This window comes from Austwickia chelonae NBRC 105200, assembly GCF_000298175.1.
In the GTDB taxonomy this organism is placed as follows: Bacteria; Actinomycetota; Actinomycetes; order Actinomycetales; family Dermatophilaceae; genus Austwickia; species Austwickia chelonae.
Genome location: NZ_BAGZ01000005.1, coordinates 714,340 through 737,217, shown reverse-complemented (window position 1 = coordinate 737,217; position 22,878 = coordinate 714,340). Strand labels below are relative to the sequence as shown.

Genomic DNA, 22,878 nt, shown 5'->3' with positions numbered 1-22,878 from the left:
GCGAGGACTGGCCCACCGCGCGGTGGAGGCGGATCTGCACGGAGACCCACCTTCACCGCGTCGATGACCTCCCGGGACGGTCAGGACGGAAGGACACCGCCCGGCGCAGGGTCGTCCGGGGTGAGGAGACGAGCTGAGCGCGGGGCCTCACCGGACTTGACCGATTCGGGGCTGAGTGTCCCGGTGGGAGCGGAGATCGTGGAGACGTCGATGGCCTCGACGATGACCCTCGGGTGTGCGAAATGGCAGGCGGACTCGTGCTCACCTGCGCCGTCGGGACGAGGGACCAGCGTCGGTTCCTCGGATGTGCAGATGTCCTGGGACATCCAACACCGGGTGTGGAAACGACACCCGGTCGGTGGATTGGCCGGAGAAGGGACGTCCCCGGAGAGGACGATCTGCTCCCGTTTGTCGCGCAGGGTCGGGTCCGGGACCGGGACCGCGGAGAGCAGCGCCTGCGTGTACGGATGGGTCGGCCGGGCGTAGATCTCGTCCTCCTCGCCGACCTCGGCCATCTTCCCCAGATACATGACTCCCACCCGGTCGGAGATGTGCCGGACCACGGACAGGTCGTGGGCGATGAAGACGTAGCTGAGGCCCAGTTCCTTCTGCAGGCGACTCATCAGGTTCACCACCTGGGCCTGTACCGAGACGTCGAGCGCAGAGACCGGTTCGTCGCAGATCAGCACTTTCGGGTTGAGGGCGATGCCCCGGGCGATCCCGATACGTTGCCGTTGTCCACCGGAGAACTGGTGCGGGTAGCGGTTGATGTGCTCGGGGTTCAATCCGACCATCTCGAGCAGGTCGCGTACCGCCTTGTCGTATCCGCCCTTGGGGAGAGCGTCCCGGTGGATCCGGAAGGGTTCGCCGATGATGTCGCCGACCGTCTTACGGGGGTTCAGGGAAGTGTACGGGTCCTGGAAGACGATCTGGATGTCCCGACGGATCCGTCGCATCGCAGCGCCCTTCTGGGCGTACATGTCGACGCCGTCGAAGATCACCCGCCCGCTGGTCGGCTCCTCCAACCGCATGAGCAGGCGCCCCAGCGTGGACTTTCCGCATCCGGATTCACCGACGATACCGAGGGTTTCTCCGCGGCCCAGGGAGAAACTGACACCGTCCACGGCTTTCACCTTGCCCACCGGGCGGCGGAGGACCCCGCTGAGGATCGGGTAGTGCTTGACCAGGTTCTCGGCGATCAGGACAGGTTCAGTCACCGTAGACCTCCTCGGCGAAGTGGCAGGCGGTCGAACGGCCCGGGACGATCTCGCGTAACTCGGGCAGCTCCTCGGTGCATCGCTGCCGTGCGTAACGGCAACGAGGGTGGAAAGGACACCCTGCCGGCATGCGTAACAGGTTCGGTGGAAGTCCACCGATGGCGGCGAGGGTCTGGCCCTTCTGGTCCAGACGGGGGATCGAGTCCAACAGGCCTTTGGTGTACGGGTGGGCCGGCCGCCGGTAGAGCTCGAAGACATCGGCGGTTTCCATCAGGCGGCCTGCGTACATCACCGCGATCCGGTCGGCGACATCGGCGACGACGCCGAGATCGTGGGTGATGAGGATCAATCCCATCTGCCGTTCTTCCTTGAGCTCCTGGAGCAGCCGCATGATCTGGGCCTGCACCGTGACATCCAGGGCAGTGGTGGGCTCGTCGGCGATCAGGACCGCAGGGTCCAGCGCGATGGCCATCGCGATCATGATGCGTTGACGCATCCCGCCGGAGAACTGGTGCGGGTAGGCCTTGACCCGTTGGCGGGCCGCCGGGATCTGCACCCGTTCCATGAGTGCGACGGCGCGGTCCATCGCATCGGACTTGTTCAGTCCCCGGTGTTGCCGGAACATCTCGGCGATCTGCCAACCGACGGGGAACACCGGGTTGAGTGCTGACAGCGCGTCCTGGAAGATCATCGAGATCTCCGGCCCCCGGGTTCGGCGCCTCCTCTCCTCGGCCATCGTCAACAGCTCGTGACCGTGATATTTCACCGACCCTCGCGGGATCCGAGCCGGAGGGCTGTCCAGGATCCCCAGGACCGCCTGGGCGGTCACCGACTTTCCCGAGCCGGACTCGCCGAGGATCGCCAGGGTCTCGCCGGGATCGAGCCGGAAGCTCACCCCGTTGATGGCGTGGGCGATGCCGTCGTCGGTGTGGAAGTCGACATACAGATCTTCCACCTCCAACAGGGAAGCACCGTCGAGCGGCGCGAAGTCGGAGAGCTTCTCCGGTTCGCGGCGGGACACGGACGTGGCGGCGTTCATCGTCTCGTCCTTCCTTTTATCGCTGCTTGGGGTCGAAGGCGTCACGCACGACGTCCCCGAGGGTCATGAAGGCCAGCACACACACGCTGAGGAAGATCGCTGGGCAGAGCAGGTTGTGCGGGGCCGCCTGGTACCAGGACAGGGAGCCGTTGATGGCGGTCCCCCAGGAGGTCGCGGGATACTGCAGGCCGATACCCAGGAAGGACAAGGTGGCCTCGGCGGCGATATACGCCCCGAAGTGGATCGTCGCGATCACCAGGACCGGGGCCATCGCATTGGGCAGGATGTGCTGGACGATGATCCGCAGTGGGGAGGCTCCCAGCGCGCGCGCAGCCAGCACATATTCGTTCTGTTTGATCTGGAGGACGGAGCTGCGCATCAGTCGGGCGATACCGGGCCAGCCGAAGAGCATGAGGACGAAGACGACTTTGAAGACGACGAGGGCGTAGGGGTCGTTGGGGCGACTCACCCAGGTCGACATGAACAGGATGCCGCCTAGGAGCATCGGGATGGCGAAGACCATGTCGGTGATCCGGGAGATGACGGCGTCGACCCAGCCTCCGTAGAAGCCTGCGATGATGCCGAGGACGCTGCCGAAGGTCGCCGTGGCGAGGGTGGTGAGCAGGCCCACCATGATGGAGGCACGGGCAGAGTAGACGGAGCGGGCGTAGACGTCCCGTCCCAGATGGTCGAAACCGAAGAGAGCGCCGTCGCCTGGCCCGCGGTTTTGGCGGGAAAGTTCCCCGTAGTTGGGGTCGACGCTGGTGAACAGGCCGGGGAACAGGGCCATGGACAGGAAGACGAGGATCAGCGAGGAGGCTATCCAGAACAGGGGGCGTTTGCGCAGCTGTCTCCGGGCGTCTTGGGTCAGAGAGCGGCCGGGGGCTGATTCTCCGCCGTCCGGGGCAGGCGAGGGGGTGGGGGAGAGTGTTTCGGCTGTGGCGTCAGTCATGGCTGATCCTGGGGTCGAGCACGCCGCAGAGCAGGTCGACGAGCAGGTTCATGAGGAGGAAGACGAGGACGAGGACGGTCACGGCGCCGACCACGGCGAGTCCGTCCCGATTCGCGATGCCGGTGAAGATCATGCTGCCGACGCCTTGGATGTTGAAGATGCGTTCGGTCACGATCGCGCCACCGAGCAGGCCGCCGAAATCGGCACCGATGAACGTGACCACGGGGATGAGGGAGTTGCGCAGTGTGTGCACGCTGATGGCTCGGCGTCGGGTGAGCCCTTTGGCGATGGCGGTGCGGGCGTAGTCGGCACGGAGGTTCTCGACCAGGCTGGTCCTGGTGAGCCGGGCGACATAGGCCACGGAGAGGAGGGCGAGGACCATTCCGGGCAGGATCAGTTCGTTCAGAGGCGCCTCCGGGGAGACGGTGGTCCGGAACCAGCCCAGTCGGATCGTGAAGATGATCTGGGCGACCGGGCCGATCACGATGATCGGAATTGAGATGAAGATCAGAGTGGTCAAGATCACGGTGGTGTCGATCAGGCCTCCCTTGCGGACACCGGCGAGAACCCCGACAGAAATCCCGATCAGGATTTCGAAGGCGATCGCGATGACGGCCAACTTGGTGGTGGTGGGATACCGCTGGAGGAGTTCGTCGGAGACCTGATTGCCGAAATAGTTCGTGCCGAGGTCGCCTTGGGCCAGTTTCCCGAGGTATTTGCCGTACTGGACCAGCAGGGGGTCGTCCAGATTGTGTTCGGCCCGGTACTGGGCCACATAGGCCGGGGGGCAGGGCCGTTCGCCGCATTTTCCGTCCGTGGGGTCACCGGGTAGGGCGAAGACCATGGTGAATATCACGAAAGTCGCGCCGAGAGCGACGGGGATCATCTGCAGCAGGCGCCTGATGACGTACTTGCCCACGACACCTCCTAGGTTGTCGTCGACGGCGGGATGCTGGCATCAAGGTCAGGAAAGGTGATGTGCCTGGGTGGCAGTCCGGTGCCGTCTGGTGGACGGTGTTTGGTCGGGGGGAACCTCACCGTGGTTGAGAGTGGCAGTGAGAATACATAGCGGGGTGCTTCGCCGTCCGGTGATCGCATTCTCTTGATGGTGCGTGGGTGTTTTCGTCGGGCGGCACACCGGACTTCTCGGGTCGGCTCGCGGACTGGTGTGGCGAGCCGACCCGGTCGTGTTGTTCAGTGCGGTCCGATCAGTGGGGAAAAGACGCTCCGGTCACTTCCGTTTGATCTGTCGGTAGTCGGGCTTCCCGTCGATATCGAGTTTGACGTCGGCGATCTTGTTCGACCATGCGGCGTGTTCGGTGAAACTCCACAGGGGGATGGAGGGCATGTCTGCCACGAGCATCTTCTCGGCTTCGACGAAGAGTTTGAATCCCTCTTCCTTGCTGGTGGCAGCCAGCGCTTCCTTCAGCTTGGCGTCGAAGGCGGGGTTGGAGTAGTCGGAGTCGTTACTCGATCCGCCGGTGCCGTACAGGGGGGTCAGGTAGTTCTCCGGTGAGGGGTAGTCCATCTGCCATCCGGCGCGGAACATGCCCTTCATCTCCCGTTTCTTGACGGTGTTGCGGAAGGTCTTGAAGTCGACGCTGGGCGCGCCCTGGCATTGGATGCCCAAGGTGTTCGTGATCGACTGGCAGGCGGCGTCGACCCAGCTGCGGTGGTCGGAGTCGGCGTTGTAGCCCAGGGTCAGGATGCCGGTGAACCCGCCGGCCTCGGCCAGTTTGGCCTTGGCTTTGTCCTTGTCGTAGGAGCAGTACTCGCCGCAGTTGTCGGTGGGGTAGCCGTCGATCGCGGCTGAGGCGACCCAACCGTTCAACGGTTTGCGTTCGTTGTTGAAGACCGCCTTGATGATCTCCTCGCGGTTGATCGCCATCGATATGGCCTGCTTGAACTTCGGGTTCTGCACGGTGGGGTCGGTCTTCGCCGGTGCGAAGGTGGCGTGCTGGACGGTGGAGGTCTTGTCCCGGACCGAGAAGCGTCCTGGCAGGTCGTTCTTGTAGCGGCCGCCGGCCAGGGCGTCGGCCGGGAAGTTGTAGGTGACGTCGAGGTTGTTGGCCTGGACGTCCTTGTAGGCGGCGCCGCTGTCCTGGTAGATCCGGAAGGTGATCTTGTCGACCTGGCCTTTGAACTCTCCGGCGTAGTCCTTGTTCTTCTCCAGGACGACCTGCTGGTTGGCATCCCACTGGACGACCTTGTACGGACCGGCCCCGATCGGTTTCTTGCCGAAATCGCCCTTGGGATTTGCGAAGAAGGCGTCGGGCATGGGCGCGAAGGCGGTGTACCCCAGGCGGAGAGCGAAGTCGGAGGTGGAGCTGGACAAGGTGACTTCGAAGGTGTGGTCGTCGATGACCTTCAGCCCCTTCATCTCCTTCACGGTGGATTCCGGTTTGGAGACTTCGTCATACCCTTCGATGGGGGCCATGAACGAGCCCGCGCCCATCGCATTGCCTCCGAAGGCGGCGTAGTTCCAGGCGTCGACGAAGTTCTTGGCTTTGACCTCGGTGCCGTCGGAGAACTTCTGGCCCTTCTTCACGGTGATGGTGAACACTTTTGCTCCGACGTCGCTGATCTTCTCGGCGAGATCGTTCTGCGGTTTGGCGGTGTCTGCGTCGTAATGAACCAACCGTGCCGTGGTCAGCCCGAGGATCTCACCGGCGCAGGCTTCGGTGGTGTTCGCCGGGATGAGGTCGTTCTGGGGATTGCAACCTTTGACGGTGATGCTGTTGCTCTGGGTGTCGGATTTGCCGCTACCGCCGCAGGAGGCGGTGACCAGGGATGCGGCGGTGAGACACACAACGACGGCGACGCGGGTTTTTCCTCGCATGAATGGGACCTCCTACGGGGGGTTCACGCCCGGTTGGCGAGAACTGCTGCCGTCGACATATTCACGGAATGGCAGGGGCGTGAAGTGTCTTGTGACGCATGGCAACATCAGAATTGTCAGCCAAAATAAGGGGGGTTCAGGCTGCCTCAACGTGGGGTATATGCAATCGTGACCTTCGCGTGATTCTTTTTGGCCAGCCGACGTCCGACGGGATTTTCCAGAGGGTCGTCTAACCCCTGAACCGCATTCGATGAACTAAAATTCGCCCACCACCCAGAGCCGGACATACCTCATGAGCAAGCCGGTGAGGCGCAACGGCCAGTACTGTAGGTGGAGCGGCGTGTCGGGGCCCCGACACGCCTACGTCGTCACCCGCAAGGACCCCTGCATGGATACCGCCGAGATCAGGCGCCGTTGGCTGACCTTCTTCGAGAAGAACGGACACACCGTCGTCCCCAGCGCTCCGCTGCTCTACGACGACCCCAACCTGCTGTTCGTCAACGCCGGCATGGTCCCCTTCAAGCCCTACTTCCTCGGCCTCGAGAGCGCCCCCTACGCTCGTGCCACCTCCGTGCAGAAATGCGTCCGCACCGGGGACATCGACGAAGTGGGCAAGACCACCCGCCACGGCACCTTCTTCCAGATGAACGGCAACTTCTCCTTCGGCGACTACTTCAAGGAAGGCGCCGTCAAGTACGCCTGGGAGCTGATCACCGGCCCACAGGACCAGGGAGGGTACGGGTTCGACCCGGAGAAGGTCTGGGTCACCGTCCTCGGACCGGGACACCACCCCGGGTATCCACACGGTGACGCCGAGGCCGTCGAGATGTGGCGTGCGGTCGGACTGCCGGACGAACGCATCCAGCGCCGAGGGCTCAAGGACAACTACTGGCACATGGGCGTTCCCGGCCCGGGTGGTCCGTGCTCGGAGATCTACATCGACCGCGGGCCCCAGTACGGCGCGGACGGGGGGCCTGAGGCCGACGAGGACCGCTTCCTGGAGATCTGGAACCTGGTCTTCCAGACCGAGGAACTCTCCGCGGTCCGGGCCAAGGACGACTTCGACGTGGCCAAGGCGCTACCCGCCAAGAACATCGACACCGGCCTCGGCCTGGAACGTACCGCCTATCTCATGCAGGGTGTCGACAACCTGTACGAGATCGACGAGGTCTTCCCGGTGATCCGTCGCGCGGAGGAACTCGCCGGCAAGAAATACGGCATCCACGCCCCCGACGACGTCCGCTTCCGAGTCGTCGCCGACCACGTCCGTTCGTCCTTGATGCTGATCGGGGACGGAGTCACCCCGGGCAACGAAGGCCGCGGCTACGTGCTGCGACGGTTGCTGCGCCGCGCGGTCCGCTCCATGCGCCTGTTGGGCGTGCACGACCCTGCCCTGCCCGAGCTGCTCCCGGTGTCGATGGCGCGGATGAGCCAGTCCTATCCCGAACTCGAACGTGATTTCGGACGCATCGGCCAGATCGCCTACGCCGAGGAGGACGCCTTCCGGCGCACCCTCACCTCGGGCACCAGCATCCTCGACGTCGCCGTCGCCAAGACGAAAGCCGGGGGAGGGGACACGCTGACCGGAGGCGACGCCTTCAAACTGCACGACACCTACGGATTCCCCATCGACCTGACCCTGGAGATGGCTGCCGAGCAGGGGTTGTCCGTGGACGAGGCCGGTTTCCGCCAGCTGATGACCGAACAACGGGAACGGGCCAAAGCCGACGCCAAAGCCAAGAAACAAGGCCACGGAAGCGTCCAGATCTACCGTGAGATCGCGGACTCACTCGGTAGGCCGGTCGAATTCGTCGGCTACGGTGATGTCGTCGGCGAAGGTACCGTCACCGGCCTGGTCTCGGCCGGGAACGGAATCTCCTCGGCTCGCGAAGGCGATCAGGTCGAGATCGTCCTGGACCGGACACCCTTCTACGCCGAAGCCGGTGGGCAGCTGCCCGACAAAGGTCTGATCACTCTCTCCAATGGTGCCGTCGTCGAGGTCGACGACGTGCAGTCCCCGATCACCGGTCTCATCGTCCACCGGGCCCGGGTGATCTCCGGGGAGGTCGAAGTCGGTCTCTCCGCGCTGAGCCAGGTCGACGTTCTGCGGCGTAAGGGGATCAGCCGCGCACACACCGCTACCCACCTGGTCCACCAGGCCATGCGTGAAGCGCTCGGGGAGACGGCGACCCAGGCCGGATCGCTCAACCGCCCCGGAAGTCTCCGGTTCGACTTCAAAGCGGGCCAGCCGGTCCCCGCGGCCGTCCTGCGCGACGTGGAGGCCCAGGTCAACGCGAAGCTGATGGAAGATCTCCCGGTCTACGCCGAGGTCATGTCCCAACAGGAAGCTCTCGACTCCGGTGCGATGGCGCTCTTCGGTGAGAAGTACGGCACACAGGTCCGAGTCGTCTCGGTGGGTGACTGGTCGCGTGAACTCTGCGGCGGAACCCACGCCGAGCGCTCCGGCCAGCTCGGGATCGTCAAGCTCTTCGGCGAAGCCTCCGTCGCCTCCGGAGTCCGCAGGGTGGAAGCCCTGGTCGGCGCGGATGCCTACGACCACCTGGCCCGGGAGAGCGTCATCGTGGGCCAGCTCGCCGAGGTCGTGAAAGCGCGACCGGAAGAGCTGCCCGACCGTATCGGCGGCATCCTGAACAAATTGCGGGAGGCAGAGAAAGAGATCGCGACGATGCGTCGCCAGCAGGTCCTCGCTCAGGCCTCGACGCTCACCGAGCAGGCACACGACATCTCCGGGGTCACCGTGTTGGCCCATCACCTGGGTGATGACATCAACGCCGACGATCTGCGGAACCTCGTCCTCGATCTTCGGGGGCGCCTCGGCATGGACCGGCCGTCTGTGGTGGCGCTCACCTCGGTGACCAAAGAACGCCCGATGGTCGTCATCGCGACCAACGGTCCGGCACGAGAACTGAACGTGAAAGCCGGCGCACTCGTCAAGATCGCCGCGCAGACCCTCGGCGGAGGAGGAGGAGGCAAGGATGACGTGGCTCAAGGCGGCGGCAGCGACCCCACCAGGATCGAAGACGCGCTCTCCCAGGTGAAGCAGGCCGTTGCCACTACGGTGACCGGCTGACGTGCGCCCTGGACGACGTGTCGGCGTCGATGTCGGTCAGGCCAGGGTCGGGGTCGCGATCTGCGATCCCGACGGCCTGATCGCGACCCCGGTGGAGTCCGTGACCCGTGACCTGAACGGGGAGAAGGACCTTGACCGGGTCGCCGAACTGTGTACTGAATTCGAGGCCGTGGAAGTGGTGGTGGGCCTGCCACTGTCCCTGTCCGGCGTCGAAGGTTCGGCGGCAGTCGCCGCGCGCGAGTATGCTCGCAGGCTCGCATCCCGAGTGCGTCCGGTACCCGTCCGTTTGGTGGACGAGCGCCTGACCACCGTCGATGCACACCGATCGTTGCGGGACGCAGGCCGTGGCACGCGTACCCACCGATCTGTCATCGATCAACAGTCTGCAGTCCTCATCCTGCAGACTGCCCTGGACATTGAACGAGCAACGAATTGGCCGGCTGGTGAACAACTACTCTCACGAAAGCCGCGGGCGTCGCGGCGCCGCAACTAGAAGACGGCCCCGGATCGAGGACCCTCTCGACGAGTCGATCTTCGGTGCCCCTGTCTACGAAGAAGAGGAGCCACAGTCACGACGGCGCGACCGAAATCGGCGTCGCCGGGGTCAGCAACGACGTCGCCGCCGTCTGGTGACCTATGTCACCGCCACCGCGGTCCTAGTGGTGGGCGGCGCCGTCGTCGTGACCAACTTCAAACCGCTCTACGAACAGCTCGTCGAATCCGGGGACTACGAAGGAGACGGCGGCGAGTCGGTGACCGTGGTGGTCCGGCCCGGCGACTCCGGTGGCCAGATCGCTCAACGGTTGCAGGAGGCCGGGGTGGTCAAAACCGCTGGAGCCTTCCGCGAGGCCTTGGAGAACAACAAGGGCGACGAGATCCAACCAGGCACCTACACCCTTCGGAAGGAGATGAAGGCCACCGCGGCCCTGTCGAATCTGCGAGGAGGGAACAGGAATGTCGCGAAGGTGACCGTTCGAGAAGGCCTGTGGAAGTCCGAGACCTACGATGTGCTCTCGAAAGCCACCGGGACCCCCCGGGAGGAGTACGACAAGGCGGAGAAAGCTGCGGGAGCAGACCCCTCGCTCCTGGGCCTGCCGGCTGCGACGAAGGGCAATCCCGAGGGCTGGCTCTTCCCGGCCACCTACAATTTCGACAAGAAGAGCCCGGCGATGGACCAGTTGAAAAAGCTGGTGAGCCAGACCGATATGAAGCTCAAAGCGTTGAACGTATCCTCCGACCAGGCACATCGGGTTCTCACGATCGCGAGCATGGTGGAAGCCGAAGCCAGGCATATCGACGACGGCCCGAAGGTGGCGCGCGTCCTGGAGAACCGGCTCACCGCCAAACCGCCGATGAAGCTCGAACTCGACTCCACCTCGATGTACGGCGTCCAACAACGCACAGGTAAAGCGCTCACCAGCGAACAGATGCGTAAAGCCAACAACCCCTACAACACCTATGCGATCGAAGGGATGCCGGCCGGGCCGATCGGTAACCCGGGCGAGAACGCGATCAAGGCCGCCATGAACCCGGCTTCCGGTTCCTGGCTCTTCTTCGTCACCACCAACCCCGTCAGCGGGGAAACCATCTTCACCAGTACCTTCGCCGAGCACAACGTCCAGGTGGCCAAGCTGAACGCGTGGTGCCGGGCCAACCCCGGAAAATGTTGACCGACCCGCCGGCCGACACGAGCTCCGACGAGGAGCTCTGTCGTGCGGCGGTTCTGGGGTCTCCGATCGCTCATTCGCTCTCACCGGTACTTCACCGCGCGGCTTATCGGGCTCTGGGGCTGAGCAGATGGACCTACGAACGAAGACAGGTCGGCGGCCCCGACGATCCTTCGTTGGCGGAATTCCTGTCCGGACTGGGACCGCAGTGGCGGGGACTCTCCGTGACGATGCCGGTCAAGGAGACGGCACTCGCCTGCGCGGACGAGGTCACGCCGGTGGCCGAACTGGTCGGAGCGGCGAACACGCTGATCAGGTCCAGGGAAGGGTGGCGGGCGGCGAACACGGATGTTCACGGATTGGTCCGGACACTCGGTGAGAGCGGGATCGCCACCCCCCGCCGGGCTCTGATTCTGGGCGCGGGGGCCACTGCGCGCGCTGCCTGTGTCGCCCTGGCCGAGCTTGGTGTCAGCGGTGTGGATTTTGCGGTGCGTCGACAGGTCCGGGAGGGGACCTCGACGGTGGCAGACCGGGCCGGTCTGGACACAGGCGTACGTGCGATCGATGAACTTGCTTCGTACGCAGGTGAGTACACGCTGATTATCAGTACCTTGCCCACCGGCGTCGGGATAGAACTTCCAGCTGACGGAACAGGATCACCGGGGCCCGGCGGGCTACTGGTCGACGTGGTCTACGGCGGATGGCCCACTCCGCTGGCACGCTGGGCCTCAGCAGGTGGCGCTCGTGTGCTCTCCGGCCGAGAGATGCTGCTGCACCAGGCTGCCGCCCAGGTGCAGTTGATGACCGGCCGGGAGGCGCCCTTGTCCCAGATGCGGGCAGCTCTGGCTGCAGTCTGACCGCAAGCGCACTTCGACGAGACGGGCTGTGTCCGTCATCCGAGCATCTGGCAGCATGGCCGATATGGTGCGTTGGTTGACCGCAGGAGAATCGCACGGTCCGTCCCTGGTCGCGATCGTCGAAGGTATCCCGGCCGGGGTCGAGGTGGCCACGGCCGATATCGCCGAGGCCTTGGCCCGGCGTCGGCTCGGCCACGGACGTGGCGCCCGGCAGAAGTTCGAGCAGGACGCTCTGGAGATACTCGGTGGGATCCGACACGGGATGACCCTGGGCTCACCGATCGCTGTGGAGATCGCCAACAGTGAGTGGCCACGATGGCGCACGGTGATGAGCCCCGACCCGGTGGAGGCCGCCGAGTACGCCGAGGCCGACGACATTAACGCCCCTCGGGAAATCGCTCGTAACCGCCCGTTGACCAGGCCTCGGCCAGGACACGCCGACCTGGTGGGGATGCAGAAGTACGGCTTCACCGAGGCACGGCCGGTGCTGGAACGGGCTTCGGCGAGGGAGACCGCAGCCCGGGTGGCTCTCGGCGCGATCGCTGCCGCTTTCCTCGACCAGGCCTGCGGTATCCGACTCGTCGCGCACACCGTGGTCATCGGGGAGGCCTGTGCACCGGAGGACGGAGAGCTTCCGGGGCCGGACGAGGTCGCTCGTCTCGATGCGGATCCGGTGCGTGCCCATGACCCGCAGGTCTCCGCGGCGATGGTGGCCCAGATCGACGAGGCGCACAAGGAGGGGGACACCCTGGGCGGTGTGGTCGAGGTCGTGGCTTACGGGTGCCCTCCTGGACTGGGCTCGTACGTGCACTGGGACCGTAGGCTCGACGCCCGTCTGGCCGGCGCGTTGATGAGTGTTCAGGCGATCAAGGGGGTCGAGGTCGGAGACGGTTTCCGGAGCGCCACCCGGAGGGGGTCGGCCGCCCACGACGAGATGGACCGTGACGAGGAGGGCGTCATCCGACGTCGGACCGGGCGCGCTGGTGGCATCGAGGGCGGGATGACGACCGGGGACCCGCTGCGGGTCCGAGCTGCGATGAAACCGATCAGTACGGTTCCGCGAGCTCTGGCCACCGTCGATGTCACCGGGGACGATCCTGCACGAGCCATCCATCAGCGTTCTGACGTGTGTGCGGTACCTGCCGCAGGTGTCGTGGCCGAGGCGATGGTGGCCTTGGTCCTGGCCGACGCGGTCTCGGAGAAGTTCGGCGGTGACTCGGTGGGTCAGGTTCGCTCCGCCCACGAGAGCTATCTGGCAGGAATCCCCGGAAGGATGCGTACATGGTGAGTTCCGAGGCGACCGGCGGGCCGGTGGTGGTGCTCATCGGCCCGCCTGGGGCCGGCAAGTCGACTGTCGCGAGGGAGATCGCAGTCAGGACCGGCCATGACGTGGCCGACACCGATCTGCTGGTCGAGGAACAGGTCGGTATGACGATCCCGGACATCTTCATCGAGCGAGGCGAGGCCTTCTTCCGGGAGGTGGAGGCCGATGTCGTGGTCGACGCGATGTCCCGGCACCGAGGAGTGTTGGCGCTGGGCGGGGGAGCGATTCTGGCGCAGCGTACGCAACAAGCGTTGAGTGGGCATCCGGTGGTCTTCCTCGACCTGTCCTTGCGGGAAGCGGTCAGGAGAACCGGGCTAGACCACGGGAGGCCGCTGTTGGCCTTGAACCCGCGAGGGGCCTGGCTGCGGTTGATGGAGGAACGCCGTGAGATCTACCAGCGGCTCTCCGTACTCAGGATCGACACCAGCGATATGTCGGCCGCGGAAGCCGCCGGGCAGGTCGTGACAGCACTGGGGTTGGAAGGAGACGGCGGCGATGAGTGAGGATTCGACCTGTATCCGGGTCGGAGGCTCCGGGGGTTACGACGTGCTGATCGGGCACCGGCTGACCGACCGGCTCCCGGCTCTGCTGGGGGATCAGACCAGGAGGGCACTGGTGGTCCACTCCGCGCCTTTGCGGCAGTTGGCCGGGCCGATCTGTAGAGTCCTGCGGGAACAGGGCACAGAGGTCCATGAGGTTGCAGTCCCCGATGCCGAACAGGCGAAGTCCGCTGCGGTGGCGAGCTCTCTGTGGGAGATGCTCGGAAAAGCCGGATTCACCCGTTCCGACGCTGTGGTGACTGTCGGGGGCGGTTCGGTGAGCGATCTGGGTGGCTTCGTGTCCGCCACCTGGTTGCGGGGAGTCCGGGTGGTGCATGTGCCGACCACCTTGCTCGGCATGGTCGACGCCGCAGTAGGTGGAAAGACCGGCATCAACACAGCGGAGGGGAAGAATCTGGTCGGGTCCTTCCACCCTCCGAGCGGGGTGCTCGTCGACCTCGACCATCTGGAGAGCCTCCCCCGGCCCGACCTGGCTGCGGGGATGGCCGAAGTGCTCAAGGGGGGATTCATCGCCGACACTCGGATCCTGGAACTGGTCGAGGAAGACCCGAAGACGGTGCTCGACCCGTCCGGGCCGGTGCTCGCGGAGCTGGTCCGACGCAAGATCCAGGTCAAGGCGGATGTGGTCACTGCTGACCTGAAGGAATCCTCGCTGCGGGAGATCTTGAACTACGGACACACCTTCGCCCATGCTGTCGAACAGGTCGAGAACTATCGGTGGCGGCACGGGGACGCGGTCGCTGTGGGCATGGTCTATGCCGCCGAGCTGGCTCGCCTGGCTGGTCGACTCGGGGCAGCAGATGTGGACAGGCATCGCCGGGTCATCGGATCTCTCGGACTGCCCACCGCCTACGTTTCCGGACGCTGGGCTGAGCTCCACACCGCGATGTCCCGGGACAAGAAGACCAGGGGGGCGACCCTACGTTTCGTGGTACTCGACGGAGTCGGGTCGCCGAGCCGATGGGAAGGGCCTCCGGAGCAAGCCCTGCGTGCCGCGTACGAAGCCGTCATCTGAGCCAGGACCGGTCCCAGGGGACGAGAGGGGTTCGTGGTCACAATAGCTCTGCGTCGTGTACCCGGATCGCGATCTGCACCCGGTTGTCGGCTTCGAGTTTCTCGAACAGCCGGGCGACATGCCCTTTCACGGTGGCGATGCTCAGACAGAGCTCGCGGGCGATCTCGGCATTGGACGCACCTCGACCGACGGCCAGTGCGACATCCCGTTCGCGGGCGGTGAGTGCCCGGATCGCTGCGGCGGCTCGATCTCTGCGTTCGTCGGAGGTACCGGGGCGGGTGGCGCGGGTGGCTGCGGCGATCACCTGGGTCATCACCGACGGTGACAGGGAATGCTCTCCGCGGGCGACTGAACGGATGGACTCCACGATGGTGTGCGGTGGGGTGTGTTTGAGCAGAAAACCCGATGCGCCGGCGGCGAGGGAGCTCAGCACCATGTCGTCGGCGTCGAAGGTGGTCAGCACGATCACCTTCGGGGGGCAGGGGTCGCCCAGGAGGATACGGGTGGCGGTGAGCCCGTCCATCTTCGGCATCCGGACGTCCATGAGGACGATGTCAGGTCGCAGCGCTCTGGCCTGGGCGATCCCGGCCTCTCCGTCGTCGGCTTCTCCGATGATGTCCAGGCCTGGGGAACCGCCCAGGATGAGGCGCAGCCCGGCTCGGACGAGGTGATCGTCGTCGACGATCAACAGGCGGATCGACCTCGGTGTGGCAGGCCGGGCGCCGACATCTTCCGGGACATAAGGTCCTGCGTCGTGCTCGTGTCGGCATACGCTCGGATCGGTCATCATTTCGCTTCTTTCTCCGACGGCCAGGGCAGACGGGCGCGTACCCGGTAGCGACGGTCCCGGGTACGCATGTGGTCGAGTGATCCTCCGGCCAGGTGGGCCCGTTCGGTCAGCCCGATGAGCCCCACACCGGACCCGGGGGTGCTCTGACCGGTATGGGAGCTGGGCAGTGGGTTGGACACCTCGATGATCAGTTGTTCCCCAGGGCGACCGCCCAGGACCACGGACACGGGTTCCTCCGACGCATGCTTACGGGAATTGGTGCAGCACTCCTGGATGATGCGGTAAGCATGTCTTCCGGTTGCCGCAGGAAGCCCGTCGGGGGTCGCTCGATGGTCGTACAAGGTGATGTCCAACCCTGCGGCACGGAGGTCGTCCAGCAGCTGCGGTAGGTCGTCCATCGTCGGCTGGGGCCGCTCCGGGAGGAGCGAGCCCGAGAGTGGATCGGTGGCTCGGAGAACACCCAGGATGTCCCGCAGCTCGGTCAGTGCACTGTGCGCATTCTCCTGGATCAGTCCTGCGCTGTCCTTGATCTGTTCCGGGTTGAGGTCGGTGCGATAGGACAGGACGCCGGCGTGCATGGCGACCAGGGAGATACGGTGCGCCAGTGTGTCGTGCATCTCCCTGGCGATGGCTGCGCGCTCTGCGCTCCGTGCCTGGGCGACCCGGGCCTCCTGCTCCCGTTCCGCTGTTTCGGCGCGGGCGACCAAGGAAGCCATCAGTTCGCGCCGGGCCCCCCGGTAGGCGCCGATGGCCAGGACGATCACGGTGAGCATGATCTGGCCTGCGGCGACGACCCGCCAGATGTGCAGATCCGATTCGTCGACCTGCCAGAAGAACTGCAGAAGGAGAGCGCAGGCCTGTGCAAGGAGGATCGTGATGACCTGCCACCACTGGCGGCGGGCCCCGATGGCACCTGTGGTGATCACCCGGGGAACGACTGCAGGCAGGCTGAATGTCGAGAGCACCGTGGTGAGGCTTCCGGTAGCGACCGGCCAATGTCGCCGCAGCGGGAGGGCGAGGAAAGCCACCCAACCGAGGTCGCCCATGCTGCTGCCAGGCCGGGTACCCGCAGGCGCCGTCACCTCCCACCACAAGGCGCCCAGGAGGGCCAGGACCAGGACGACGAGGCAAGCGTGGTGCGCCAGGGTCATCGGCGCCGAAGAGCCGACCTCGTCGTCCTGGGGAGTCATGCCCGGTTCAACGACGTCCTGGGACGTTCGGAGCGTCGCCACCGGTCACGGACGGGCCATCTCGGTGTAGATGGGCAGCCCGAAGACGTCGATCTTCAACGGTTGGATACGTTCGCCGCGGCCGACTGTCGCGTTGACGTACCACAAGGGGATCTCCGGCATGTCGTGCAGGATCGCTTTCTCGGCCTCCTGGTAGACCTTGGTCCGCTGCTCGACGTCGGTGGTGGCGGCAGCCTTGGCCAACAGGGTCTGTGCCGTGGGTCCGCTGTATCCGCTGAGATTCTCGCTGGAACCGGCCATGAAACGGGGGGAGAGGAAACCGCTGAGGTCCGGATGGGTCATCCGCCGGGTGGTCAGCATGGGGATGGTGATCTGGTGCAGGGCTGCGGCCCGCTCCAGAGCGGCCTGCCTGGGCACCGGGTGCGGAACACAGGTGATCCCGACCGCCGAGGTGATGGCTGAACACAGGGCTTCCACGACGGGCCGTCCGCCGGAGTCCGCCCCGTAGGCGATCTCCAGTGACCGCATGGGTTGGGCGACCCGGTTGAGCTCGGTGCGAGCCGCGTGAGGGTCATGGCGACAGTCGTCCCCGCACATGTCGTTGGAGTATCCGGCGACCACCGGGGAGGCCAAGTCGTTGGCCGGAGCCCTGGTTCCGGCGTAGATCCCCTCGGCGAGAGCCTTGCGGTCGATGGCGCGGGAGATGGCTTGACGGGTGTATCGGCCTTCCTCTCCGGTCCATTCCGGGCGGGTCACCGGGAAGACCAGGGAGGTGGTGACACCGACGGCCTGGTTCGACGCACGGAACCCCAGGTCGCCTTTGTACCGGTCGAGTGCGGTGACCGGCATGGAGTCCAGGACGTCCAGACGGCCGCTCGTCAAAGCCGGGTAGGTTCCGCTGGGATCGGGGAAGAAACGGAAGGTCAGGCCGCCGTTACGGGCCGGTTCGCCTCCTGAGTAGGAAGCATTGGGGATGAGGCGGACTTCCTTGCCGGCGAGCCAACCCCCACTGAGCTGGTAGGGGCCGTTACCGACCGGGGCGGTGGCGAATGCGGTGGGATCCTTCAACGCTGCGGAGGGCAGCGGCGAGAAGGGGAGCTGAGCCAACCGGTCGGTGAAGGTCGAGTCGGGGGCGGCCAACCTGATGGTGAACTCCAGTTCGTCGACGACCGCCAGGCCGACCAGGGCCCCGGACGGGGGACCTGCAGGATCGTCCTGGGGTCCGGACGGGCTGGGCGTCGACGTAGGCGAGGCCGATGCCGAGGCGCGTTGGGTGTGCCGGGTGGGGTTGACCGATGGCTTCGTGGTACTGGTCGTGGGTGTGGGCTCGACCTTGCCTCCGGCCGGCGGGACCGCCGGTTCGTTCAACCCGCGTAGGGTCCGGAATCCGGCGATGGAGGAGAAGGCGTCGGCGTGCAGCTGTTTGTTCGCCGGGTCGGCGGCGAAATTCCAGGCGTCGACGAAGGACGCTGCGGTGACCGGCTCGCCGTTGCCGAAAACCCACCCCTTGCGGATCTTTACCCGGTAGAAGGTGGAATTGATCGTCGCGATCTCTTCGGCGACCTCGTTCACCAGACGGCCTTTGGCGTCGTAACGGACGAGACCGCGGTAGATCAGTGAACCGATCCTGGTGCCGTAGTCGTCACCGATGTCGGCAGGAAGGAGCGCTCGTTCGGGTTCGACGGCGTTCACGATGACGGGGACCTTGTCGGGGCTGTTCACCGTGTTGGCCGGCAGTTGCGCTGCCGGAGGCGGCTGCGGCGAACTGCTGCACGCGGCGAGCGCGCCGCACGTGAGCGCCAGCAGCGCCGCACTGACGCGATGCCGGGGGGACATGGGGCCTCCTCGGGCGGACGCGACCGGGAACCTGGCCGGGACATCCGGGACAGGCCCGCGGTACGGGCGGGACGACTCGAGATTACGCGATGCTGGGGGGATGGCGCGTCGCGGGGAGGTCGTGCGCAGGCCGGTAGAATTTATGACGAACCGAAGAGTCGAGAAGAGAGACGATCCGTGGCAACCACGAATGACCTGAAGAACGGCCTGGTCCTGAACATCGACGGCCAGCTCTGGACCGTGGTGGAGTTCCAGCACGTCAAGCCGGGCAAGGGTGGCGCCTTCGTGCGCACCAAGCTGAAGAATGTGCTCTCGGGCAAGGTCGTCGACAAGACCTTCAACGCGGGCACCAAGGTCGAGACCAGCAATGTCGACAAGCGGACGATGCAGTACCTGTACAAGGACGGCGACGACTTCGTCTTCATGGACGGGAAGACCTTCGACCAGATCAATGTGAGCAGCACCGTCGTCGGTGAGGCCGAGAAGTACATGCTGGAGAACCAGGAAGCCATCGTCGCCACCCACGACGGGGCTCCGCTGTTCGTCGAGCTGCCGGCCTCGGTCGAGCTCGAGATCACTTACACCGAGCCTGGTCTGCAGGGCGACCGGTCCACCGGTGGCACCAAGCCGGCCACCTTGGAGACCGGCGCGGAGATCCAGGTCCCCTTGTTCCTGGAGACCGGCACGCGGGTCAAGGTCGACACCCGGGACGGCAGCTACCTGGGTCGCGTCAACTGATGGCTTCTTCCTCCGGCGGGCGGGCACCGCTGTCCGGCGCGCGTACGAAAGCGCGTCGGGCGGCACTGGACCTGCTCTTCGAGTCGGAACAACGGGGTTTGAACGCCGGCACCCTGTTGGCCGAACGGATGACCAAACCGGTCGCCGAGACGCCTCTGCGGGGGTACACGGTGGAGATCGTGGACGGGGTCGTCGAGCACTGGCAGCGGATCAACGAGGTGCTGGGGACGTACAGCCAGGGGTGGCCGGTCGAACGTATGCCTGCTGTCGATCGGGCGATCCTGCGGGTCGGCGCCTGGGAGGTCCTGTACAACTCCGACGTTCCGGACGCGGTGGCAACCCAGCAGGCAGTGGAGTTGGCGACGGCTTTGTCGACCGATGAGTCACCGAGTTTCGTCAACGGACTGCTCTCCCGGTTGTCAGAGGTGAAGAACACCCTCGATCTGACCTGACCGGTCACGGTGAGGCAGGTCGTTCACTGACGACATGGCGAGGGGCCGCCCTGATTTTCGGGCGGCCCCTCGCCCTATGCCGGTCCGAGGTCCGGGATCAACGTCGGTCGTCCTCGGGAGGGGAGCCCGGAGGGAGAGCAGCAGCGGCTGCATCTGTGCTGCGCTCGGCGTCGTCGTGACGGTTCTCTCTCCGGAAGGCCCAAGTCGCCGCACCGATGAGGGCGAGAGGGATCAGCATCACGATCAGCCAGGGGCCTGCTTCGTCCTGCACCCAGGCCTCGACCACGGCAAAACCGATCGTGGTGTAGATCGCTGCCCAGATCAACGACCCCACCAACGATGCCGGGAAGTAACGCCGCATCGGCATCCGGAGAGCTCCTGCCGCGAGATTGATGGCTGTTTGCACCCCGATCGTCAGGAAGGAGAGCACGATGATCGGGGCGCCCCATCGGGCGACCAGCCGTTCTGCAGTACGCACCGCAGGTCGGTCGAGCCGGCGGGCCAGGCGTGAGCGTTCTCCGCCCACGCGCAGACCCCGGCCCGTCCAATAGGTGGCCTGGCTTCTCGTCAGGGCCCCGAAGAGGAAGAAGGCGTAGAGGGCAGCGAATGGCCACGTATTGAGGTCATTCCACCCGTCCACGCTGCGGATCAGCGCCGCTGCGCACGGTAGTAACGGATCAGGTTCCGTGTGGAGGGATCCTGTTTCGTCAGGGCCTCCTCGTCACCGGATACTGCGGGGGCGACTTCCTTCGCGAGTTGTTTGCCCAGTTCCACGCCCCACTGATCGAAGCTGTCGATGCCCCAGACGGAACCCTGGACGAAGGTGATGTGTTCGTAGAGGGCGATCAACTGTCCGAGGACAGCAGGCGTCAGCGCCGGAGCCATGATCGATGTCGTCGGCCGGTTGCCCTCGAAGACACGGGCGGTGACGATCGCTTCCGGGGTGCCCTCAGCACGGACTTCCTCGATGGTCTTGCCGAAGGCCAATGCTGCCGTCTGTGCGAAGAAGTTCGCCAGGAAGATCTCGTGGACGTCGACCTCGCCGTCGAGGAGAGGATGGGCAGGGGTGGCGACGGCGATGAAATCGGCCGGGATGAGTCGAGTTCCCTGATGGATCAGCTGGTAGAAGGCATGCTGTCCGTTGGTTCCGGGTTCTCCCCAGAAGATTTCACCGGTCGGGCAGGTAACCGGAGTCCCGTCCCAGCGCACCGACTTGCCGTTCGACTCCATGGTCATCTGTTGCAGATAGGCGGGGAAGCGGTGCAACTGTTGGGCGTAGGGCAGGACAGCATGGGTGTGCGCGCCGAGGAAGTCGACATTCCAGACGTTGAGCAGCCCCATCAGAGCGGGAACGTTCTGAGCCAACGGGGCCGTACGGAAGTGCTCGTCCATGGCGTGGAGACCGTCGAGGAAGGACTCGAAATTCTCGCGCCCGATCGCGCAGACCAGTGAGGCGCCGATGGCGGAACTGACCGAATACCGCCCGCCGACCCAGTCCCAGAACCCGAACGCATTCGCCGGGTCGATCCCGAAGTCGGCGACCTTGTCCAGCGCGGTGGAGACGGCGACGAAATGACGGGCCACGGCGTCCTGGTCCTGGGCCTGGGAACCGTCGACGGCCCCGGAGGAACGGAGCCCGTCCAACAGCCAGGAGCGCACCAGCTTCGCATTGGTGATGGTCTCCAAGGTGGTGAAGGTCTTACTGGCCACGATCACCAAGGTGGTCTCCGGGTCGAGCCCCCGGGTCTTCTCCGCAACATCGCTCGGGTCGATATTGCTGATGAATCGGCAGGTCAGACCGTCCTGGACGTAGGGCTGCAGGGCTTCGTAGACCATGACCGGGCCCAGGTCGGACCCGCCGATGCCGACGTTGACCACGGTTTCGATGCGTCGTCCGGAGATCCCGGTCCATTCTCCGGACCGGACCTTGTCCGCGAAGGCATAGACCTGGCGCAGGACGGCGTGCACATCGCCGTCCACGTCCTGGCCGTCGACGCACAGTCGGGGCTGCGCGTCCTGCGGACGACGCAGCGCGGTGTGCAGCACGGCCCGGTCCTCGGTGACATTGATCCGCTGACCGGCGAACATCGCGTCACGATGGTCCTCCACCCCGGTCTCCTCGGCGAGCGCGACCAGCGCTGCGACGATCTCGTCGGAGATCAGGTTCTTGGACAGGTCGACGTGCAGGTCGGCTGCTGCGAAGGACAACCGGTCGGCCCGGTCCGGATCTTGAGCGAACCAGGCGCGCAGGTCGGGCTTCAGCCCGTTCTCGAGCTCGGTCAACCTCTCCCAGGCTCGGGTCGAAGTCGGATCCACGGGAACGCGCATCATCTTCACCTCTCGTCGACGTGCTCGCGGAGGCGTGGCGCCTCCGTACCAACCCTACAAAGCAGGAATGGATACTGTGGAACGGTGATCCCTGAGCCAGCTGCTTCGGTTCGAGACGCCCGGAACGGGCGTCTCGAACCGAAGCAGCTGTGGGCGATCAGTAGACCGTGAGCCCTCGGGAGGCGAAGACCTCACGGGTCCGGGCGACCTCGTCCACCGAGGGCGCCTTGGTCCCCTCCAGCTGGTACGTCATGCCCAGCCGTTGCCACTTGTCGCGACCCATCTGGTGGAAGGGCAGGACCTCGACCCGCTGAACGCTGCCCCAGGCGGCCACGTGGTCGGCGACCGCTTCGATGTTCTCCGGGGCGTCGGTCAGCCCCGGGACCAGGACGAAACGGATCCAGATGGGGGTCTCCCGTTGAGCCAGGCGTTCACCGAAGGCCAAGGTCGGGGCCAGGTCCCGACCGGTCACCGTCCGGTAGGTCTCAGGCAGCCCGGACTTGACGTCCAGCAGGACCAGGTCGACGTCGTCGAGCAGGGAGTCGCTCGCCCGGGCCCCCAGAAAACCCGATGTGTCGATGGTCGTGTGGATGCCCATCTCCTTGGCACCGCGCAGGATCCGCGCCAGGAAAGCGGGCTGCTGCAGCGGCTCACCTCCGGACACGGTGATCCCGCCACCGGTGCGGGCGAAGACACCCCGGTACCGGCTGATCCGGTTCAGCACGTCCACCACGTCCGTCGGATCCCCGTCCCGGGCGCGCATCGTGTCCGGGTTATGGCAGTAAAGGCAACGCAGCGGGCATCCGGACAGGAACAAGGTCATCCGGGTACCCGGTCCGTCGACCGCGGTCACCAGCTCCCAGGAGTGCACCGAGCCGAGCCGCCCGTCGCGCACGTCCGCCAGGCGGCGTGCGTCGTCGGGCGACTCGACAGCGGCAGGAGCTACTGCAGTCCCGCCGAGGGTGAGGCTGCAGACGCCCAAC

20 protein-coding genes are annotated in these 22,878 nt (G+C 65.5%); 9 read left to right on the top strand and 11 right to left on the bottom strand.

Features of this window, described 5'->3' with window-relative positions; all coding sequences use genetic code 11:
* Positions 1 to 80: 80 nt before the first annotated feature.
* The 5 genes from AUCHE_RS06400 to AUCHE_RS06380 all read right to left on the bottom strand — a co-directional run bounded on the left by AUCHE_RS06400 (position 81) and on the right by AUCHE_RS06380 (position 6,047).
* Complete coding sequence (locus AUCHE_RS06400; RefSeq protein WP_006502466.1) at positions 81 to 1,217, bottom strand: ABC transporter ATP-binding protein; 1,137 nt, start codon at positions 1,215 to 1,217, stop codon at positions 81 to 83.
* On the bottom strand, positions 1,210 to 2,256 hold the full coding sequence (locus tag AUCHE_RS06395; protein ID WP_006502465.1) for an ABC transporter ATP-binding protein: 1,047 nt from the start codon (positions 2,254 to 2,256) through the stop codon (positions 1,210 to 1,212). Before AUCHE_RS06395 ends, AUCHE_RS06400 begins: the two co-directional genes overlap by 8 nt.
* A 16-nt stretch (positions 2,257 to 2,272) precedes the next feature.
* A complete protein-coding gene (locus AUCHE_RS06390) occupies positions 2,273 to 3,208 on the bottom strand; it encodes an ABC transporter permease (protein ID WP_006502464.1) in 936 nt (311 codons plus the stop codon).
* Positions 3,201 to 4,127 (bottom strand): ABC transporter permease, encoded by a 927-nt coding sequence (locus AUCHE_RS06385; RefSeq protein ID WP_006502463.1) that lies wholly within the window; start codon positions 4,125 to 4,127, stop codon positions 3,201 to 3,203. Before AUCHE_RS06385 ends, AUCHE_RS06390 begins: the two co-directional genes overlap by 8 nt.
* A 312-nt stretch (positions 4,128 to 4,439) precedes the next feature.
* Positions 4,440 to 6,047, bottom strand: coding sequence for a peptide ABC transporter substrate-binding protein (locus AUCHE_RS06380; protein ID WP_006502462.1), 1,608 nt, complete (start codon positions 6,045 to 6,047; stop codon positions 4,440 to 4,442).
* Between the two features lie 388 nt (positions 6,048 to 6,435).
* Between AUCHE_RS06380 and alaS the strand changes: the two genes are divergently transcribed.
* The 7 genes from alaS (at position 6,436) to aroB (ending at position 14,561) form a co-directional block, all read left to right on the top strand.
* Complete coding sequence (gene alaS, locus AUCHE_RS06375) at positions 6,436 to 9,138, top strand: alanine--tRNA ligase (RefSeq protein ID WP_006502461.1); 2,703 nt, start codon at positions 6,436 to 6,438, stop codon at positions 9,136 to 9,138.
* Position 9,139: 1 nt separating this feature from the next.
* Positions 9,140 to 9,631, top strand: coding sequence for a Holliday junction resolvase RuvX (gene ruvX, locus AUCHE_RS06370; protein WP_006502460.1), 492 nt, complete (start codon positions 9,140 to 9,142; stop codon positions 9,629 to 9,631).
* On the top strand, positions 9,582 to 10,808 hold the full coding sequence (gene mltG / locus AUCHE_RS06365) for an endolytic transglycosylase MltG (protein WP_162137225.1): 1,227 nt from the start codon (positions 9,582 to 9,584) through the stop codon (positions 10,806 to 10,808). The genes ruvX and mltG overlap by 50 nt, the downstream gene beginning before the upstream one ends.
* On the top strand, positions 10,802 to 11,662 hold the full coding sequence (locus AUCHE_RS06360) for a shikimate dehydrogenase (RefSeq protein ID WP_006502458.1): 861 nt from the start codon (positions 10,802 to 10,804) through the stop codon (positions 11,660 to 11,662). Before mltG ends, AUCHE_RS06360 begins: the two co-directional genes overlap by 7 nt.
* 64 nt (positions 11,663 to 11,726) lie before the next feature.
* Positions 11,727 to 12,950, top strand: a complete 1,224-nt coding sequence (gene aroC / locus AUCHE_RS06355) for a chorismate synthase (protein ID WP_006502457.1) — start codon at positions 11,727 to 11,729, stop codon at positions 12,948 to 12,950.
* Positions 12,944 to 13,489, top strand: coding sequence for a shikimate kinase (locus AUCHE_RS06350; protein ID WP_006502456.1), 546 nt, complete (start codon positions 12,944 to 12,946; stop codon positions 13,487 to 13,489). Before aroC ends, AUCHE_RS06350 begins: the two co-directional genes overlap by 7 nt.
* Complete coding sequence (gene aroB / locus AUCHE_RS06345) at positions 13,482 to 14,561, top strand: 3-dehydroquinate synthase (RefSeq protein WP_006502455.1); 1,080 nt, start codon at positions 13,482 to 13,484, stop codon at positions 14,559 to 14,561. Before AUCHE_RS06350 ends, aroB begins: the two co-directional genes overlap by 8 nt.
* Before the next feature lie 37 nt (positions 14,562 to 14,598).
* Here aroB and AUCHE_RS06340 read toward each other — a convergent pair whose 3' ends face one another.
* The 3 genes from AUCHE_RS06340 to AUCHE_RS06330 are packed head-to-tail and all read right to left on the bottom strand — an operon-like array spanning position 14,599 to position 18,377.
* Complete coding sequence (locus AUCHE_RS06340) at positions 14,599 to 15,351, bottom strand: response regulator transcription factor (protein WP_006502454.1); 753 nt, start codon at positions 15,349 to 15,351, stop codon at positions 14,599 to 14,601.
* Entirely contained in the window at positions 15,348 to 16,541 is a 1,194-nt protein-coding gene (locus AUCHE_RS06335; RefSeq protein ID WP_006502453.1) for a sensor histidine kinase, read from the bottom strand. The genes AUCHE_RS06340 and AUCHE_RS06335 overlap by 4 nt, the downstream gene beginning before the upstream one ends.
* 45 nt (positions 16,542 to 16,586) lie before the next feature.
* Positions 16,587 to 18,377: a peptide ABC transporter substrate-binding protein gene (locus AUCHE_RS06330; protein ID WP_006502452.1), complete on the bottom strand. Its 1,791-nt coding sequence runs from the start codon at positions 18,375 to 18,377 to the stop codon at positions 16,587 to 16,589.
* Positions 18,378 to 18,554: 177 nt separating this feature from the next.
* Between AUCHE_RS06330 and efp the strand changes: the two genes are divergently transcribed.
* Both efp and nusB read left to right on the top strand, forming a co-directional pair.
* Positions 18,555 to 19,115 (top strand): elongation factor P, encoded by a 561-nt coding sequence (efp, locus tag AUCHE_RS06325; protein ID WP_006502451.1) that lies wholly within the window; start codon positions 18,555 to 18,557, stop codon positions 19,113 to 19,115.
* Positions 19,115 to 19,567: a transcription antitermination factor NusB gene (gene nusB, locus AUCHE_RS06320; protein WP_006502450.1), complete on the top strand. Its 453-nt coding sequence runs from the start codon at positions 19,115 to 19,117 to the stop codon at positions 19,565 to 19,567. The genes efp and nusB overlap by 1 nt, the downstream gene beginning before the upstream one ends.
* 97 nt (positions 19,568 to 19,664) lie before the next feature.
* Here nusB and AUCHE_RS06315 read toward each other — a convergent pair whose 3' ends face one another.
* The 3 genes from AUCHE_RS06315 to pflA form a co-directional block, all read right to left on the bottom strand.
* Positions 19,665 to 20,207, bottom strand: coding sequence for a DedA family protein (locus AUCHE_RS06315; protein ID WP_006502449.1), 543 nt, complete (start codon positions 20,205 to 20,207; stop codon positions 19,665 to 19,667).
* Positions 20,208 to 20,215: 8 nt separating this feature from the next.
* The gene (gene pgi, locus AUCHE_RS06310; protein WP_143114916.1) at positions 20,216 to 21,895 is read right to left on the bottom strand and encodes a glucose-6-phosphate isomerase; all 1,680 of its coding nucleotides are present in this window, start codon (positions 21,893 to 21,895) and stop codon (positions 20,216 to 20,218) included.
* A gap of 157 nt (positions 21,896 to 22,052) precedes the next feature.
* Entirely contained in the window at positions 22,053 to 22,877 is an 825-nt protein-coding gene (gene pflA / locus AUCHE_RS06305) for a pyruvate formate-lyase-activating protein (protein ID WP_006502447.1), read from the bottom strand.
* Position 22,878 lies beyond the last annotated feature (1 nt).